Annotated in this window: 13 protein-coding genes and 2 tRNA genes; 11 read left to right on the forward strand and 4 right to left on the reverse strand. The window is 68.1% G+C overall.

The genetic code is table 11. From position 1 onward, the window contains the following. The first annotated feature begins 29 nt into the window (after positions 1-29). Positions 30-731 carry a DUF599 domain-containing protein gene (locus ACW17Y_RS14205; protein WP_492036329.1) on the forward strand — a complete coding sequence of 234 codons (702 nt, stop codon included), beginning with the start codon at positions 30-32 and terminating at the stop codon, positions 729-731. A gap of 262 nt (positions 732-993) precedes the next feature. Here ACW17Y_RS14205 and ACW17Y_RS14210 read toward each other — a convergent pair whose 3' ends face one another. Then, positions 994-1,869 carry an N-formylglutamate amidohydrolase gene (locus tag ACW17Y_RS14210; RefSeq protein WP_492036330.1) on the reverse strand — a complete coding sequence of 292 codons (876 nt, stop codon included), beginning with the start codon at positions 1,867-1,869 and terminating at the stop codon, positions 994-996. A gap of 169 nt (positions 1,870-2,038) precedes the next feature. Here ACW17Y_RS14210 and cpdR point away from each other — a divergent pair, with 169 nt between their 5' ends. The 5 genes from cpdR to ACW17Y_RS14235 all read left to right on the forward strand — a co-directional run bounded on the left by cpdR (position 2,039) and on the right by ACW17Y_RS14235 (position 6,627). Further along, positions 2,039-2,398, forward strand: a complete 360-nt coding sequence (cpdR, locus tag ACW17Y_RS14215) for a cell cycle two-component system response regulator CpdR (protein ID WP_271084958.1) — start codon at positions 2,039-2,041, stop codon at positions 2,396-2,398. Between the two features lie 222 nt (positions 2,399-2,620). Further along, positions 2,621-2,695 (forward strand) — tRNA-Val (locus tag ACW17Y_RS14220). Between the two features lie 160 nt (positions 2,696-2,855). After that, positions 2,856-3,659 carry a tryptophan 2,3-dioxygenase gene (locus ACW17Y_RS14225; protein WP_492036331.1) on the forward strand — a complete coding sequence of 268 codons (804 nt, stop codon included), beginning with the start codon at positions 2,856-2,858 and terminating at the stop codon, positions 3,657-3,659. An 80-nt stretch (positions 3,660-3,739) separates the two neighbouring features. Beyond that, positions 3,740-5,155 (forward strand): glucuronate isomerase, encoded by a 1,416-nt coding sequence (gene uxaC / locus ACW17Y_RS14230; protein WP_492036332.1) that lies wholly within the window; start codon positions 3,740-3,742, stop codon positions 5,153-5,155. Continuing rightward, positions 5,152-6,627: a mannitol dehydrogenase family protein gene (locus tag ACW17Y_RS14235; RefSeq protein WP_492036333.1), complete on the forward strand. Its 1,476-nt coding sequence runs from the start codon at positions 5,152-5,154 to the stop codon at positions 6,625-6,627. The genes uxaC and ACW17Y_RS14235 overlap by 4 nt, the downstream gene beginning before the upstream one ends. 36 nt (positions 6,628-6,663) lie before the next feature. Here ACW17Y_RS14235 and ACW17Y_RS14240 read toward each other — a convergent pair. Further along, positions 6,664-6,740 (reverse strand) — tRNA-Arg (locus tag ACW17Y_RS14240). A 168-nt stretch (positions 6,741-6,908) separates the two neighbouring features. Here ACW17Y_RS14240 and ACW17Y_RS14245 point away from each other — a divergent pair. Continuing rightward, the gene (locus ACW17Y_RS14245) at positions 6,909-8,663 is read left to right on the forward strand and encodes a gamma-glutamyltransferase family protein (RefSeq protein WP_492038311.1); all 1,755 of its coding nucleotides are present in this window, start codon (positions 6,909-6,911) and stop codon (positions 8,661-8,663) included. A gap of 3 nt (positions 8,664-8,666) precedes the next feature. Here the strand turns inward: ACW17Y_RS14245 and ACW17Y_RS14250 are convergent, their stop codons facing one another. Beyond that, on the reverse strand, positions 8,667-10,142 hold the full coding sequence (locus tag ACW17Y_RS14250) for a sensor histidine kinase (RefSeq protein ID WP_492036334.1): 1,476 nt from the start codon (positions 10,140-10,142) through the stop codon (positions 8,667-8,669). Next, positions 10,139-10,861, reverse strand: coding sequence for a TVP38/TMEM64 family protein (locus ACW17Y_RS14255; protein ID WP_492036335.1), 723 nt, complete (start codon positions 10,859-10,861; stop codon positions 10,139-10,141). Before ACW17Y_RS14255 ends, ACW17Y_RS14250 begins: the two co-directional genes overlap by 4 nt. A 143-nt stretch (positions 10,862-11,004) precedes the next feature. On the opposite strand from ACW17Y_RS14255, the gene rpmH reads away from it, so the two are divergent. Genes rpmH through yihA form a run of 4 tightly spaced genes read left to right on the forward strand, consistent with a single transcriptional unit; the run spans position 11,005 to position 14,054 of the window. Continuing rightward, the gene (gene rpmH / locus ACW17Y_RS14260; protein WP_013268133.1) at positions 11,005-11,139 is read left to right on the forward strand and encodes a 50S ribosomal protein L34; all 135 of its coding nucleotides are present in this window, start codon (positions 11,005-11,007) and stop codon (positions 11,137-11,139) included. Between the two features lie 31 nt (positions 11,140-11,170). Beyond that, positions 11,171-11,581 (forward strand): ribonuclease P protein component, encoded by a 411-nt coding sequence (gene rnpA / locus ACW17Y_RS14265; protein ID WP_492036336.1) that lies wholly within the window; start codon positions 11,171-11,173, stop codon positions 11,579-11,581. 5 nt (positions 11,582-11,586) lie between these two features. Continuing rightward, positions 11,587-13,416 carry a membrane protein insertase YidC gene (gene yidC, locus ACW17Y_RS14270; protein WP_492036337.1) on the forward strand — a complete coding sequence of 610 codons (1,830 nt, stop codon included), beginning with the start codon at positions 11,587-11,589 and terminating at the stop codon, positions 13,414-13,416. Continuing rightward, positions 13,413-14,054, forward strand: a complete 642-nt coding sequence (yihA, locus tag ACW17Y_RS14275; protein WP_492036338.1) for a ribosome biogenesis GTP-binding protein YihA/YsxC — start codon at positions 13,413-13,415, stop codon at positions 14,052-14,054. Before yidC ends, yihA begins: the two co-directional genes overlap by 4 nt. Positions 14,055-14,074: the final 20 nt, after the last annotated feature.

The following is a 14,074-nucleotide window of genomic DNA, read 5'->3' on the forward strand; positions in this document are numbered from 1 at the left end:
ATGACGGCAAGCAAGGGAGTCCTGCGGGAATGACCACGATCGACTGGCTGGGTCTGGCCCTCTTCTTCCTGTGCTGGCTAGGCTACGACCCGCTTCTACGGCTACTGGCGCACCGCAGCGGCTCGCTCAACACCGACATGCTGACCGTCCGTCACGCCTGGATGACGGCTATGACGCACCGGGAGATCCGGCTGCTGGACAGCCAGCTCCTTGGACACTCGATCAACTCCGGCTCCTTCTTCGCCTCATCCAACCTGCTGTTGATCGCGGGGGTCGGCGGCATCCTGTTCGGCGGCGATCAGGCGCTGCAGGGTTTCTCCGCCGTCGGCGCCGAAGACGTGCCCGTCCCCCTTCTGGAGGCCAAGCTCGGTCTGGTCCTTCTGTGCCTCGCCCGCGGTCTGCTCGATTTCATCTGGTCAATCCGCCAGATGAACTATGCGCTGGCCCTGATCGGTGCGGCGCCCGAGATCCATACGGAATCCGACAAGGTCGCCTTCGGCGAAGCCACCGCCCAGGTCCTCAATCCCGCGCTGGCCGCCTTCAGCCAGGGCGTGCGCGGCTACTATTTCGCCCTGGCCGCCGCGGCCTGGCTGTTTGGACCGATCTGGCTGTGCGCGGGGGTCCTGTCCGCCTTCACACTTCTGGTCTGGCGCCAGTCTGCTTCACCGGCGGCCCGCGCGATCCGGACCGCCCGGCGGCTTCTGGAGAGTGATCGCGAACGTCAAGCCTGACCATTTCGCACTGCAATATATTGTCCGGATGCGGATCGCGCACGAAACGTGTTCTGAAAGCGCTTACATCAAGGCGGGGACGCTGCTGCTGGCGGTAACAAGGCGTGATCATTGATCATAAAAGCCCGCTTGACGCGTTGTGCACCGCAACCTAGATTGACCTTCGACGCCTCCGGGCGTCTTGCCCTTCCTGGGCGTTTCCTCCCTATAGACTTTTATGCCGCGCCCTCGGGCGCGGCTTTTTTTCGCTCCGAAGCCGGGATCAGCGCGGCCAGGTCTCGGCGGCGAGCGCCGTGATGACTCGATCCAGCGCCTTGCTGAACCGCCCGTAGTCTTCGGATGGTTCCAGCGTCGCCTCGTCCAGATAGAGGGCCCGGTTCAGCTCGACCTGCACGGCCTGGAACCCTTCGTCGGGCCGCCCCCACCGCTCCGTCGAATAGCCGCCCGCATAGGGGGCGTTCAGCCCGACCCGCCATCCCTGGGCTTCGAACAGGGTACGGATCCGCCGCATCGTCGCCCCGCGACAGGAGGACCCGTGCCGGTCCCCCAGCACCACATCGATGCCTCTCCGGTTCCGACCGGTCACGGCCGCCGCCCGGGACGGCATGGAATGCCAGTCGATCAGCAGGGCGAGGCCGTGGCGATCCCGCGCAGCCTGCATAAGATCGCCGAGCGCGTCGTGATACGGCGCGTGCACCCGCTCCAGCCTGCCCAGGGCCTCGGCCCGGGCCAGCGTCCGGTCGTACAGGACGGTTCCGTCCCCCGCCTTGCGAGGGATGACCCCATATCCGGCTGTGACCCGGGCAGTCGGCTGAGCGTCAATCCCGCCTTCCACCAACGCCGGATCGAGTTCATTCGGCGCCCGGTTCAGATCCACATAGGCCCGCGACACCCGCCCGGCGATGAGCGGGACGCCACGCGACGGACCGCCTGCGATCAGGCCATCGACGCCGACATCCTCCGCGCTGCGCAGGGTCAAGAGGCTCAACCCGGCCGCCTCGCCCATGTCGGCGGGCCGCGCCCGGCCGGAGTGCGGGGAAGCGAACACCATCGCGCCCGCCTCTCCAGTCGCCGGCGTCACGACGAAGGGGAGCCGGGGATCGGAAGCAGGCGTACTGGCGTCGAACGGCGGCGTCATGGTTCCCGCATAGGGCCTGATCCGGAAAAGTGCGACGCGGATTTTCCGCGCGATCCGCGAGGTTTTCCACTGAGCTGTCGATGTGGCGAACAATCCCCGAGCGGGAATTTCATGGCCGGTTTACCGTTACCGGATTAGCGTCGAGGCTCTGAACAGGGGACTACCACGCATGGCGCGCATTCTGCTGGCCGAAGACGACGCATCGCTGCGGGGCTTTCTTACCCGCGCGCTCGAACGGGCGGGCCACCAGGTCATCGATTGCGAGAACGGCGACGACGCCATCGACGCCCTCGAGCACGGCCCCTACGATCTCCTTCTGACCGACATCGTCATGCCCGGCGCCGACGGGATCGAGGTGGCGCGTGTCGCCGCCGCCCGACAGCCCGGGCTGCGCATCATGTTCATCACAGGCTTCGCCGCCGTGGCCCTCAGCGCCGCCCAGGCCAGCCCCCAGGCAAAGGTCCTGTCCAAGCCCGTCCACCTGCGCGACCTGGTCAGCGAAGTCGAAAAGATGTGCGCCGCGGCTTGATTCCAGAAAGGGCGATACCGCTCGCCGTGCGGCGGCTCACTGCTTGAGCGCAAGGGTTCGTTCGGCCTCGACATCGCGCTCAAGCAGCGAGGCTCCGCGAGCGGAGCGGTAGCGCCCTTGAAAGATGCCCCAATATCACCCCCGTTTCGCCCTTGCAGCCGTCGCACGGGCTGGTTATAGACCCCTCCTTCCCGTTCCGGACCCGTTCGGAACCGTCTTGGCGGATGCGTAGCTCAGCGGGAGAGCACCTCGTTGACATCGAGGGGGTCACAGGTTCAATCCCTGTCGCGTCCACCATTCCTTCTCCAGACCTTCGAAGCGTTGAAGACCGCGTCCGCTTGATCGGCGGTTCGCGGAGTTCGGCGTCCACGGCCTGTCATGCACCGGCGAGGACCAGACGCGTCCCCTTCTGGTCGGCTGACCTTGAGGCCAGGCTGGAACCGGTCGATACAACGGCATGACCGACACGCCCGCCGCCGACATGACCTATGCCCGCTATCTGGATCTGGACCGGCTGCTGGCCGCCCAGAGCCCTGTCAGCGACGAACACGACGAGATGCTGTTCGTGGTCATCCACCAGACCAAGGAACTCTGGCTCAAACAGATCCTGCATGAGGTCGCCCTGGCCCAGTCGCTGGTTCGCGCCGGCGATCTGGTCCCGGCCTACAAGAGCCTGGCGCGTGTCAGCCGCATCCAGGCTGTGATGACCCAGAGCTGGGACATTCTGGCCACCATGACCCCGGCCGACTACCTCCGCTTCCGCGGCGTGCTGGGCTCCAGCTCAGGCTTCCAGAGCGATCAGTTCCGCCGCTTCGAGACCATGCTGGGGCTGAAGGATTCGAAATTCCTGTCGTTCCAGCTGGATCGGCCGGAGGCCCACGCCGCCCTGGCCGAGGCGCTGGCCGCCCCAAGCCTCTATGACGACGCCCTGGCCCAGATGTCGAAGGCCGGCCTGCCCGTGCCCGCCGACGTGCTGAACCGCGACGTGAGCCAGCCCTGGCAGCCGTCCGAGGCCGTCGAGGCGGCCTGGCTGGAGGTCTATCGCGACACCGAACGCTGGTGGTCCTTCTATCAACTGGCCGAAAAACTGGTCGATCTGGACGACGCCCTGCTGACCTGGCGCCACAAACATGTGGTGACGGTGGAGCGGATCATCGGTCGCCGTCGCGGCACCGGCGGCACCGACGGGGTCGGCTATCTGTCATCGACGCTCGAACGACGCTGCTTCCCCGAGCTGTGGTCGCTCCGAACGAAGCTGTGATGCCGAATGTGAACTGGACTGTGCCGGAGATCGCCCGCTATCACCGGACCTGACACCGGTTTCCGTTCTCGTGAGTTCGCATGACCCATCCGCTCCGTCTCCATCCCGATCGCCTCTTCCCCGCCGATCCCGAGACCCGGGCGGTGGCGCGCCGGCTCCATGCCGGGATCAAGGACCTGCCGATCGTCAGCCCGCACGGGCACACCGACCCGTCGTGGTTCGCCGGGAACCAGAACTGGGCCAATCCGGCGGAGCTCCTGATCACCCCGGATCACTATGTCTTCCGCATGCTGTTCAGCCAGGGCGTGGCGCTGGAGGACGTGGGCGTTCCGCGCGCCGACGGCGGACCGGTCGAGACCGACCCCCGCAAGATCTGGCGTCGCTTCGCCGAGCGCTACCACCTGTTCCGGGGGACCCCGTCGCGGATGTGGCACGACTGGGTCTATTCGGAAGTGTTCGGCATCGACGTGCGCCTCTCGGCCGAGACCGCCGACCACTACTACGACATCATCGACGCGGCCCTGAAGACCGACGCCTTCAAGCCCCGCGCCCTGTTCGAGCGCTACAATATCGAGGTCATCGCCACGACCGAGAGCCCGCTCGATCCGCTCGAACACCACGCCTCGATCAAGGCCTCGGGCTGGTCGGGCAAGGTGGTCACCGCCTATCGCCCGGACCCGGTTCTGGACCCCGATTTCGAGGGCTTCCACGACAATCTGGTGCAGTTCGGGACCCTCACGGGCGAGGACGTCTCGACCTGGGACGGCTACCTCGCCGCCCACCGGAAGCGCCGCGCCTTCTTCGCCTCCCATGGCGCGACCTCGACCGACCACGGCCACCCGACGGCCTTCACCGCCAATCTCGACCCCGCCGAAGCCGCCGCCCTGTACGAGCGGGTCGCGACCGGCCCGGTCTCGGCGAAGGAGGCCGAACTGTTCCGCGGCCAGATGCTGACCGAGATGGCGCGCATGAGCCTGGACGACGGCCTGACGATGCAGATCCACCCGGGCAGCTTCCGCAATCACAACGAGGTCGTTTTCCGGAAGTTCGGCCGCGACAAGGGCGCCGACATCCCGACCGCGACCAACTACGTCGCCGACCTCAAGCCGCTGCTGGACCGGTTCGGTTCAGAGCCCGGCCTGACCATCATCCTCTTCACCCTGGACGAGACCGCCTACAGCCGCGAGCTGGCCCCGCTCGCCGGCCACTATCCGGCGCTGAAACTCGGCCCGCCCTGGTGGTTCCACGATGCGCCCGAGGGCATGCGACGCTTCCGCGAGCAGGCGACCGAGACGGCAGGCTTCTACAACACCGTCGGCTTCAACGACGACACCCGCGCCTTCCTGTCCATCCCGGCCCGTCACGATGTGGCCCGGCGGATGGACTGCGGCTGGCTGGCCAAACTGGTCGTCGAACACCGGATGGAGGAGGACGAGGCCCACGACCTGGCCCGCGCCCTGACCTATGACCTGGTCAAGGCGGCCTACAGGCTGTGACGACCCGTCTTTCGAACGCAACCCTCGCCGATCTGCCGGCCGAGGTCGAACGTCCCGGCTATGACCGCGCCGCGGTGAAGACCGGCGTCGTCCACCTCGGCATCGGCGCCTTTCACCGGGCGCATCAGGCCGTGGTGTTCGACGACGCCCTGAGGTCGGACGACCTGCGCTGGGGCGTGCTTGGCGTCTCCCTGCGTTCGCCGGCCGTGCGCGATCAGCTCAACCCCCAGGACGGCCTCTACAGCCTGGTCGTTCGCGACGGCGTCAGCGACCGCACCCGCATCATCGGCGCCGTTCAGGGCGTGCTGGTCGCGCCGGAGGACCCCGCCGCCGTGGTCGCGGCCATGTCCTCGCCCGACGTCCACCTCGTCACCCTGACGGTGACCGAAAAGGGGTACCGGCTCGACCCGGCCTCGGGCGGCCTGCTGACCGCAGACCCCGACGTCGCCGCCGACCTCGCCGACCTGTCGAAGCCGCGCACCGCGCCCGGCTTCCTCGTCGCCGCCCTGGCCGGGCGCCGGCGCGCCGGTCTGCCGCCCTTCACCGTCGTCTCCTGCGACAACCTCCCGCACAACGGCGCCCGCGTGCGCTCCGCCGTGCTGGCGATGGCCGAGGCCCATGACGCGGGGCTGGCCGAATGGATCGCCGCCGAAGGCGCCTTCCCCCAGACCATGGTCGACCGCATCGTCCCGGCCACGACGCCAGAGGACATCGCCGTCCAGGCCGCCGCGCTCGGCGCCCGCGACGAAGGCATGGTCAAGACCGAGCCCTTCACCCAGTGGGTCGTCGAGGACCGCTTCGCCTGCCCCCGCCCGGATTTCGCAGCCTTGGGCGTCCAGCTGACCGCCGAGGTCGCACCGTGGGAGGACGCCAAGCTGCGCCTGCTCAACGGCGCCCATTCCTCCCTCGCCTATCTGGGCGGCCTCGCCGGCCACGCCTTCGTGCACCAGGTCGTCGCCATCCCGGCGTTCAGGGCCTTCGTCGAACGCCTGTGGAACGAGGCCGGGACCACGCTGAACCCGCCCCCCGGCCTCGACATCCCTGCCTATCGCCGTGACCTGATGGCCCGCTTCAGCAATCCGTCGCTGCAGCACCGCACCCGCCAGATCGCCATGGACGGCTCCCAGAAGCTGCCCCAGCGCCTGCTGGCCACGATCACCGCCCGCCTCGACGAAAACCAGCCCATCGACGCCCTGGCGCTCGGCGTCGCCGGATGGATCAAATGGCAGGAGGGGGTCACCGAAGCCGGCGAACGGTTCACGATCGACGATCCCATGGCCGCCACCGTCGCCGGAGCCCTCGCCGACGCCGTCACCGCGACCGCGACCGATCGCGTCCGCGCCGTCTCCAGCCTGACCGGCATCATCTCCCCCCGCCTCGCGGGCGACGAGCGGTTCATCAACGCTGTCACGCGCGCACTCGAAGGCATCACTGCCGACGGCGTCGCGACGCATCTGTCCCGCGAGGCCTGAAGGCCCCGGATCGGGATTTTCTGATCGGGGAAGAAATGGCGCGCCCGGAACGATTCGAACGTCCGACCCTCAGATTCGTAGTCTGATGCTCTATCCAGCTGAGCTACGGGCGCGCACAGGCCTTTACGGCGAGGGCGGGTATCTAGCGGGTCGTCTTCGCCGGCGCAACCCGGTTTTCGACCCCTTTGTAAAACCGATGCTTGGCGAGCCGCACAGCGGGGCTTAGGTCGGGGGAACGCCTCTCCGCGTCAGTGCTTTTCCGGGTCGCCTCCCAGATGAATATGTCGAAGTCGCCGTTCCGTCCGTTGCTCGTCGCCGTGATGGCGCTTTCGTCGACCTTGGCGCTGGCCGGGTGCCAGACCGCGACGGTCGGCGGCGCCCCGCCCGCTCCTGTCCAGGCCCTCGAGACCCCGGCCGCCGCCCCGGCGCGCGGGCCTTTCGTGGCGGCGGCCAATCCTCTGGCGGTCGAGGCGGGCATGGCCGTGTTGCGGCGCGGCGGGTCGGCGGTGGACGCGGCGGTCGCTGTGCAGGCCGTGCTGGGCCTCGTCGAGCCCCAGTCCTCCGGCCTCGGCGGCGGGGCCTTCATCATGGTCTATGACGCGGACACCCGGGAGGTCACCACCTACGACGGGCGCGAGACCGCCCCGGCCGGTGCGACGCCCGAACTGTTCTACGAGAACGGCCTGCCCCTGCCCTTCTTTGACGCGGTGCTGAGCGGACGCTCGACCGGCGCGCCCGGCGCTGTGGCGGCCCTCGCCATGGCGCAGGAGGCCCACGGGACCATGGCCTGGTCCTCCCTGTTCGTCGACGCCGAACGATTGGCCCGCGACGGCTTCACGGTCAGCCCGCGTCTGGCCGGCTTCATCGCCGGCGGCGGACAGGCCCGGACGCGCTGGGCCACCGAGTATTTCACCAAGCCTGACGGGACCCGCTACGTCGCCGGGGACACCCTCAGGAACCCCGCCTATGCCGGGACGGTGGCGACCATCGCCCGGGACGGCATCGCCGCCCTGCGCACGGGTCCGATCGCCGAAGCCATCGTCGACACGGTCCATGCCGAGCCGCGCCCGGGCGCGCTGAGCATGGCCGACCTCGCGGCCTATCGCCCGATCGCGCGCGACGCCCTGTGCCGTCCGTTCCGGATCCATGTCATCTGCGTTCCGCCGCCGCCGTCCAGCGGCGTGGCCCTGCTGCAGCTTCTGGCCATGGCCGAGACCGCGACCGCCGCCCCCGTGCTGGCAGAGGGCGAGACCAGCGCGGACGCCTGGACCATGTTCGCCCAGCTGCAGCGCCTGATGTACGCCGACCGCGACCGCTATGTCGCCGATCCCGCCTTCGTCGGCGTGCCGGTCGCCGGCCTGCTGGATGAGGACTATGTCGCCTCTCGCGCCGCCCTCGCGCCCGGCCTGACCGGCGCCGCCACCGCCGGTACGCCGCCGGGAGGGGTGTTCCGCGCCCCGGACGCCACGCGCGAACCCGCCGGCACCTCGCACATGGTCGTCGTCGACTCAGCCGGGAACGCCGTCTCCATGACCACGACGGTCGAGAGCATCTTCGGCTCGGGCCGGATGGCGGCGGGCTTCTTCCTCAACAACCAGCTGACGGATTTCTCGTTCTCGCCGAGGACGGCGCAGGGTGCGCCCATCGCCAACGCCGTGGCGGCGGGCAAGCGACCGCGTTCGTCGATGTCGCCGATCATCATACTGGACCATCAGGGCCGTCTGGTCGGCGTCATGGGGTCCCCGGGGGGCTCGGCGATCCTGGCCTACAACGCCAAGGGGCTGATCGGGACCCTGATCTGGGGCCTGCCGGTGCAGGCGACCTTCGACCTGCCCAACCTCGTCGCCAGGGGGCCGGAATTCGGCGCCGACACGAACCGGTTCGGACCGACCCTGACCGAAGGTCTGGCGCGGAACGGCATCGTCATCCAGCCCAATGCTTCGGAGACCTCGGGCCTGCATGGCGCGATCTGGCGCGGGGATCACTGGGACGGCGGCGCCGATGATCGGCGCGAAGGCGTGGTCCGGACGGAGTAGGCCTCAGCCCGGCAGGCGCAGCTCGAACGTCGTGCCGGTCGGGCCGGTTTCGACCAGCCTCAGCTCTCCGCCGTGGTTGGCCGCCAGCTCGCGCGAGATGGTCAGGCCCAGGCCGGTGCCGTCCGAGGATCCTCCGGAGACAAAGGGCTCGAACAACCGTTCCGACAGCCGCGGCGGAATGCCGGGGCCGTCATCGATGACGCGGACCACACACCAGCCGTCCTCGCCCGACGCCTCGACCATGATCGACCCCAGCGGCCCGCCCTTCCTGCGCACCGTGCGCGTTGCATCGCCCTCGATGGCCTGACGGGCGTTGCGCATCAGATTGACGAGGATGCGGTGGAGTTGGTCGGCGTCGGCCTGGACAGCGAAGCGGGGCGGCAAGGATTTCACCAGCCGGACGCCATCGCTCTCCAGCCCCGCGTCCTCGGCGGCGGAGGTCGCGGCGGCGGCCAGGACGATGCGGTCCAGAACCGGCGCCGGCTCCTCGGACTTGCCGTAGTCGAGCACATTGCGGGTCAGGGCGGCGGCGCGGCCCAGGGCCCGCTCCAGACGCGGCAGGGCCTTGGCCACCTGGGGGTCGGCGGAATCGGCCAGACGCTCCGACGCGATCTGGGCCGAGGTCAGCATATTCCTGAGGTCGTGATTGATCTTGGCCACCGCCTCGCCCAGCGCCACCAGGCGGGAGCGGGACCGCAGGGCCTGACGCACCTCTTCCTGCATCACGGCCAGTTCGCGCTCGACCCGGCCGATCTCGTCGTGGCGGTCAGAGGGGGTCGGGGCGACGGTCTGGGGGTCGGCGGCGAAGCCTTCGATAGACCGGGTCACCCGCCGCAGCGGCTGCAGCACCAGGAAGGACAGGCCCGCGTACAGAAGCCCGCCCGCGACCACGGAAATCAGGATCGAGACCAGAAGGCTGTTGAGCAGGAAGGCCCGCAGTTCGATCTTCAGCGGCTCGGCGGGAGCGACCACGTCGATGAAGTCGCCGGAGCGATAACGCGGCGCCGCGCGGGCCCGGATCGACCGGTCGGGATGGCCGAACAGGGTCCGCACCGGATCCAGCAGCCGCGCGCCCAGACTACGGCGACGCAGATCGATGAAGTCGGGCGCGCGGGCCAGGTTCGGGGCCTGCAACAGCTGGCGCATCACCCCCTGATCGCTGATCGCCACCGCCGACACCCCGCCGATGCGCAGCAGCTGTTCGGCTGTCTGGTCGTCCACGGCGCTGTAGGGCAGGGCCTCGACGCCCACGGAGGCCAGCTCGGCCGCCTGCAGCCGGTCCAGCAGCCAGCGCTCATGGAAGCTTGCGGCATTGGGCCCGAGGATCAGCGCCTGAACCGCCAGGGTGAACAGCACGGTCAGCAGCAGCAGGCGCGACGACAAGCCATCCGTTGCATGGGGCGTCAGCCGCTCGCGCCAGTCCGCAGGCGGACGCAGGCGGTCAAAGAGGTCGCGTGGCATCACCCGGGGCGGCTTCACGGCGTCGCGGCTCCCGGGAGGCGCTTCTGGACCGTCTTGAGGACCAGGGGCAGGACCACGGCCAGAACGAACACGCCGGCCATCGGCGCCCAGAACTGGCCGAACAGGGCTTGGATGTCCGGGTTCGGATTTTCGGCCAGCAGCTGGTTCAGCCGCGCCCCGATCCAGCAATAGATGATGTGGGCGGGCAACAGGCCGATGACCGTCGCAACCGTGTAGGACATCAGCCGCACGGACATGATGCCGGCGGCGATATTGATCATGTGGAAGGGCACCACGACGGCCAGGCGCGAGGCCAGCACATACCAGAAGGTATCCTTGTCGATGGCGGCGCAGACCTTCTTCAGCATCCCCTGTTCGCGCTCGGCCTTGTTACGCAGGTCCTGACCCAGGGCTGAACGGGCCACGGCATAGACGATCAGGGCGCCGACGGTGGCGGCGATCGAGGTCGCGACCCCGCCGACCCAGGGCCCGAACAGATAGCCGGCCGTGATGGTGACGAAAAAGACGCCCGGCACCACGCTGGCGGTCGCGGTGGCGAACACCGCCATCAGCACCAGCAGCGCCAGGACATAGTTCTGGGCCGTGAAGGCGCGCAGCTCGCCGCCATGCTCGCGCAGGGTGTCCAGCGACAGATAGCGATTCCAGCCCATGCCGAAGATCAGGGCGATGACGCAGGCCAGGACCACCAGGGGCAGAAATCGTTTGAACCGGTCCATAGTCACCTCAACGCTCCCGGCCGTTCGAAGCTGCCGGAGAGCGTCCCCGGCGTTGACAGCCGAAGCCCCGCCCCTTATACGCCCGCCCTTCCCGCAGAGGACACGTTCGTCCCTTGCGCAACTCATAACCTCTGGAGCCGACCGTGAAGCGGACCTATCAGCCGTCGCGACTCGTGCGCAAGCGCCGTCACGGCTTCCGTTCGCGGATGGCCACCAAGAACGGACAGAAGATCGTTGCGCGGCGTCGCGCCAAGGGCCGCAAGAAGCTTACGGCTTAAGCGGCCTGCCCCCCTCTATCCGGGGGGACCGATGACGATTGCCATTACAATCCATCGCCTGACCTCGCGGCCCCAGTTTCTGGCGGCCGCGAAAGGCGTTTCTCAGGCCCGTGGCGCCGTGGTCGTGCAGCGTCTGGATCGCGGCGACGGGGATGCGACGATGCGCATCGGCTTCACCGCCACGCGCAAGGTCGGCGGGGCCGTTGCGCGCAACCGCTGCAAGCGCCGCCTGCGCGAGGCTGCGAGGACCATGGTCGGGCAATATGGCGTCCCCGGCAGCGACTATGTCTTCATCGCGCGACAGGGCACCGCGGACCGTCCGTGGGACCGTTTGCTTGACGATGTGAAATCGGCCCTTACAAGGCTCGCGACCCCTGCCGACGGCGCTCAATCCGCCCGGCCTGCCCCAGTTTCCACCGACACGACGTCTCAGGACCGCTGATCCGCATGAAGAACGAGAACACGCGCAACATGGTGATCTTCGCCGTGTGCACGGCGGCGATCCTGATCCTGTACCAGGTCTTCGTCATGGGCCCGCAGATGGAACGCCGGAAGGCCGCCCAGGAAGCCGCTGCGGCCGAACAGGTTGCGGCTCCGGCCGGCGCGACGGCGGGCGCGGTTCCCGGCTCCACGGCCACGGGCGCACTGACCTTCGTCACCGACCGCACCCAGGCGCTGGGTCGGGTCCCGCGCATTCCGGTCTCGACGCCGACGCTGCAGGGCTCGCTGTCGCTGCAGGGCGGCCGCATCGACGACCTGTTCCTCAAGAACTACCGCCAGACCATCGACCCCGCCTCGCCCTATGAGGAACTGTTCCGTCCGCAGGGCATGGAGCACGCCTATTTCGCCCAGTTCGGCTGGACCGGCCAGAACATCGCCGGCGGGGTTCCGGGTCCGAACACTGTCTGGCGCCTGACCAACGGCTCGACCCTGACCCAGACCACGCCCGTCACCCTGACGTGGGACAATGGACAGGGCCTGCGGTTCACCCGTGTGATCGCCATCGACGCCCAGTACATGTTCACGGTCACCGACACGGTCGCCAACCTGGGGACCCAGGCCGTCATCATCGCCCCCTACGGCCGCATCGAGCGCCAGGGCGTGCCGCCGTCGCTGGGCAAGACCCAGATCCTGCATGAGGGCGCCATCGGCACCTTCTCCAAAGGCGACGGCTACGCCACCACCCAGCTGAAGTACGGCGACTGGGCCAAGAAGCCGCGCGAGGAGTTCGAGTCCACCGGCGGCTGGCTGGGCATGACCGACAAATACTGGATGGCGGCCCTGATCCCGCCCCAGACGGAGAAGGTCGAGGCCGAGTTCGTGGTCACGGACGCCGACCGCTACAACATCCATGAGGCCCGGATGCTGGGCGAGGCGCGGACCATCAATCCGGGCCGCCAGATCACCGAGGTCCAGCACCTGTTCGCCGGCGCCAAGCGCAACGAGATCCTCTCGGCCTACGAGAAGCAGTACGACCTGCCGCGCTTCATCTACGCGATCGACTGGGGCTTCCTGTTCTTCCTGACGCGACCGATCTTCCTGCTGGTCGAGTTCTTCTACGGCCTGGTCGGCAACTTCGGCGTCGCCATCCTGCTCCTGACCCTGACCATCAAGCTCATCATGTTCCCGCTTGCGAACAAGAGCTACGAGAGCCTCTCGAAGATGCGGAAACTCCAGCCGCAGATGGAAAAGATCAAGGAACAGCACAAGGACGACCCGCAGGCCCAGCAGAAGGCCACGATGGAGCTGTACCAGAAGGAGAAGATCAATCCGCTGGCGGGCTGCCTGCCCATCCTGGTCCAGATCCCGGTCTTCTACGCCCTGTACAAGGTGCTGTTCGTCACCATCGAGATGCGACACGCGCCCTTCTTCGGCTGGATCCGCGACCTGTCGGCGCCGGACCCGACCAACATCTGGAACCTGTTCGGCCTGATCCCGTGGGATCCGTCCGCCGTGCCGCTGGTCGGCGGTCTGATCGGCTCTCACGCCGGCGGCTTCACCCTGGCGCTCAGCGTCCTGGCGATCATCTACGGCTTCACCATGTGGCTGCAGCAGGCCATGAACCCGCCCGCGCCCGATCCGGTTCAGCGCCAGATCTTCGCCTGGATGCCGATCATCTTCACCTTCATCATGGCCGGCTTCCCGGCGGGCCTGCTGGTCTACTGGGCGTGGAACAACGTCCTTTCGATCGCACAGCAGTATTTCATCATGCACCGCTTCGGGGCCGAGAACCCGATCGATGACTTCTTCTCCAAGCTCAAGAAGACAGCCGGTTGACCGCGTACTCTGACGAAGAGGTCGAGGCTGCGCGGGTCCTGTTCCAGCGTCCGGCGACCTTCGTCATGGGCGCGGCCAAGATCGAACAGCTGCCCGAGCCGGACCTGCCGGAGATCGCCTTCGCCGGGCGATCGAACGTCGGCAAGTCCAGCCTGATCAACGGCCTTGTCGGCATGCACAAGCTGGCCCGCGCCTCCAACGAGCCGGGCCGGACGCGCGAGGTCAATTTCTTCGACCTCGACGGCAAGATGCGCCTGGTCGACCTGCCCGGCTACGGCTGGGCCAAGGCGTCGAAGACGACCGTGCGCCAGTTCCAGAATCTGGGCCGCGACTATCTGCGCGGCCGGGTCACGCTGAAGCGGGTCTATCTGCTGATCGACGCCCGCCACGGGCTGAAGTCGGTCGACACCGAGGCCCTCGAGGCGCTCGACCTGGCCGCCGTCAGCTACCAGATCGTCCTGACCAAGGCCGACAAGATCAAGGCGCATGAACGAGACACGGTTCAGGCGGCGACACTGAAGGCCATCTCCAAACGCCCCGCCGCCTTCCCGGCCGTGATCGTGACCTCAGCCGAAAAGGGCGCGGGCCTGCCCGAGCTCCGCGCCGAGATCATGCGCACGACGGGTGCGGAACTCTAGCCTCCGCCGCCCCGACGCCC

The organism is Brevundimonas sp. AVps7 (assembly GCF_058681545.1).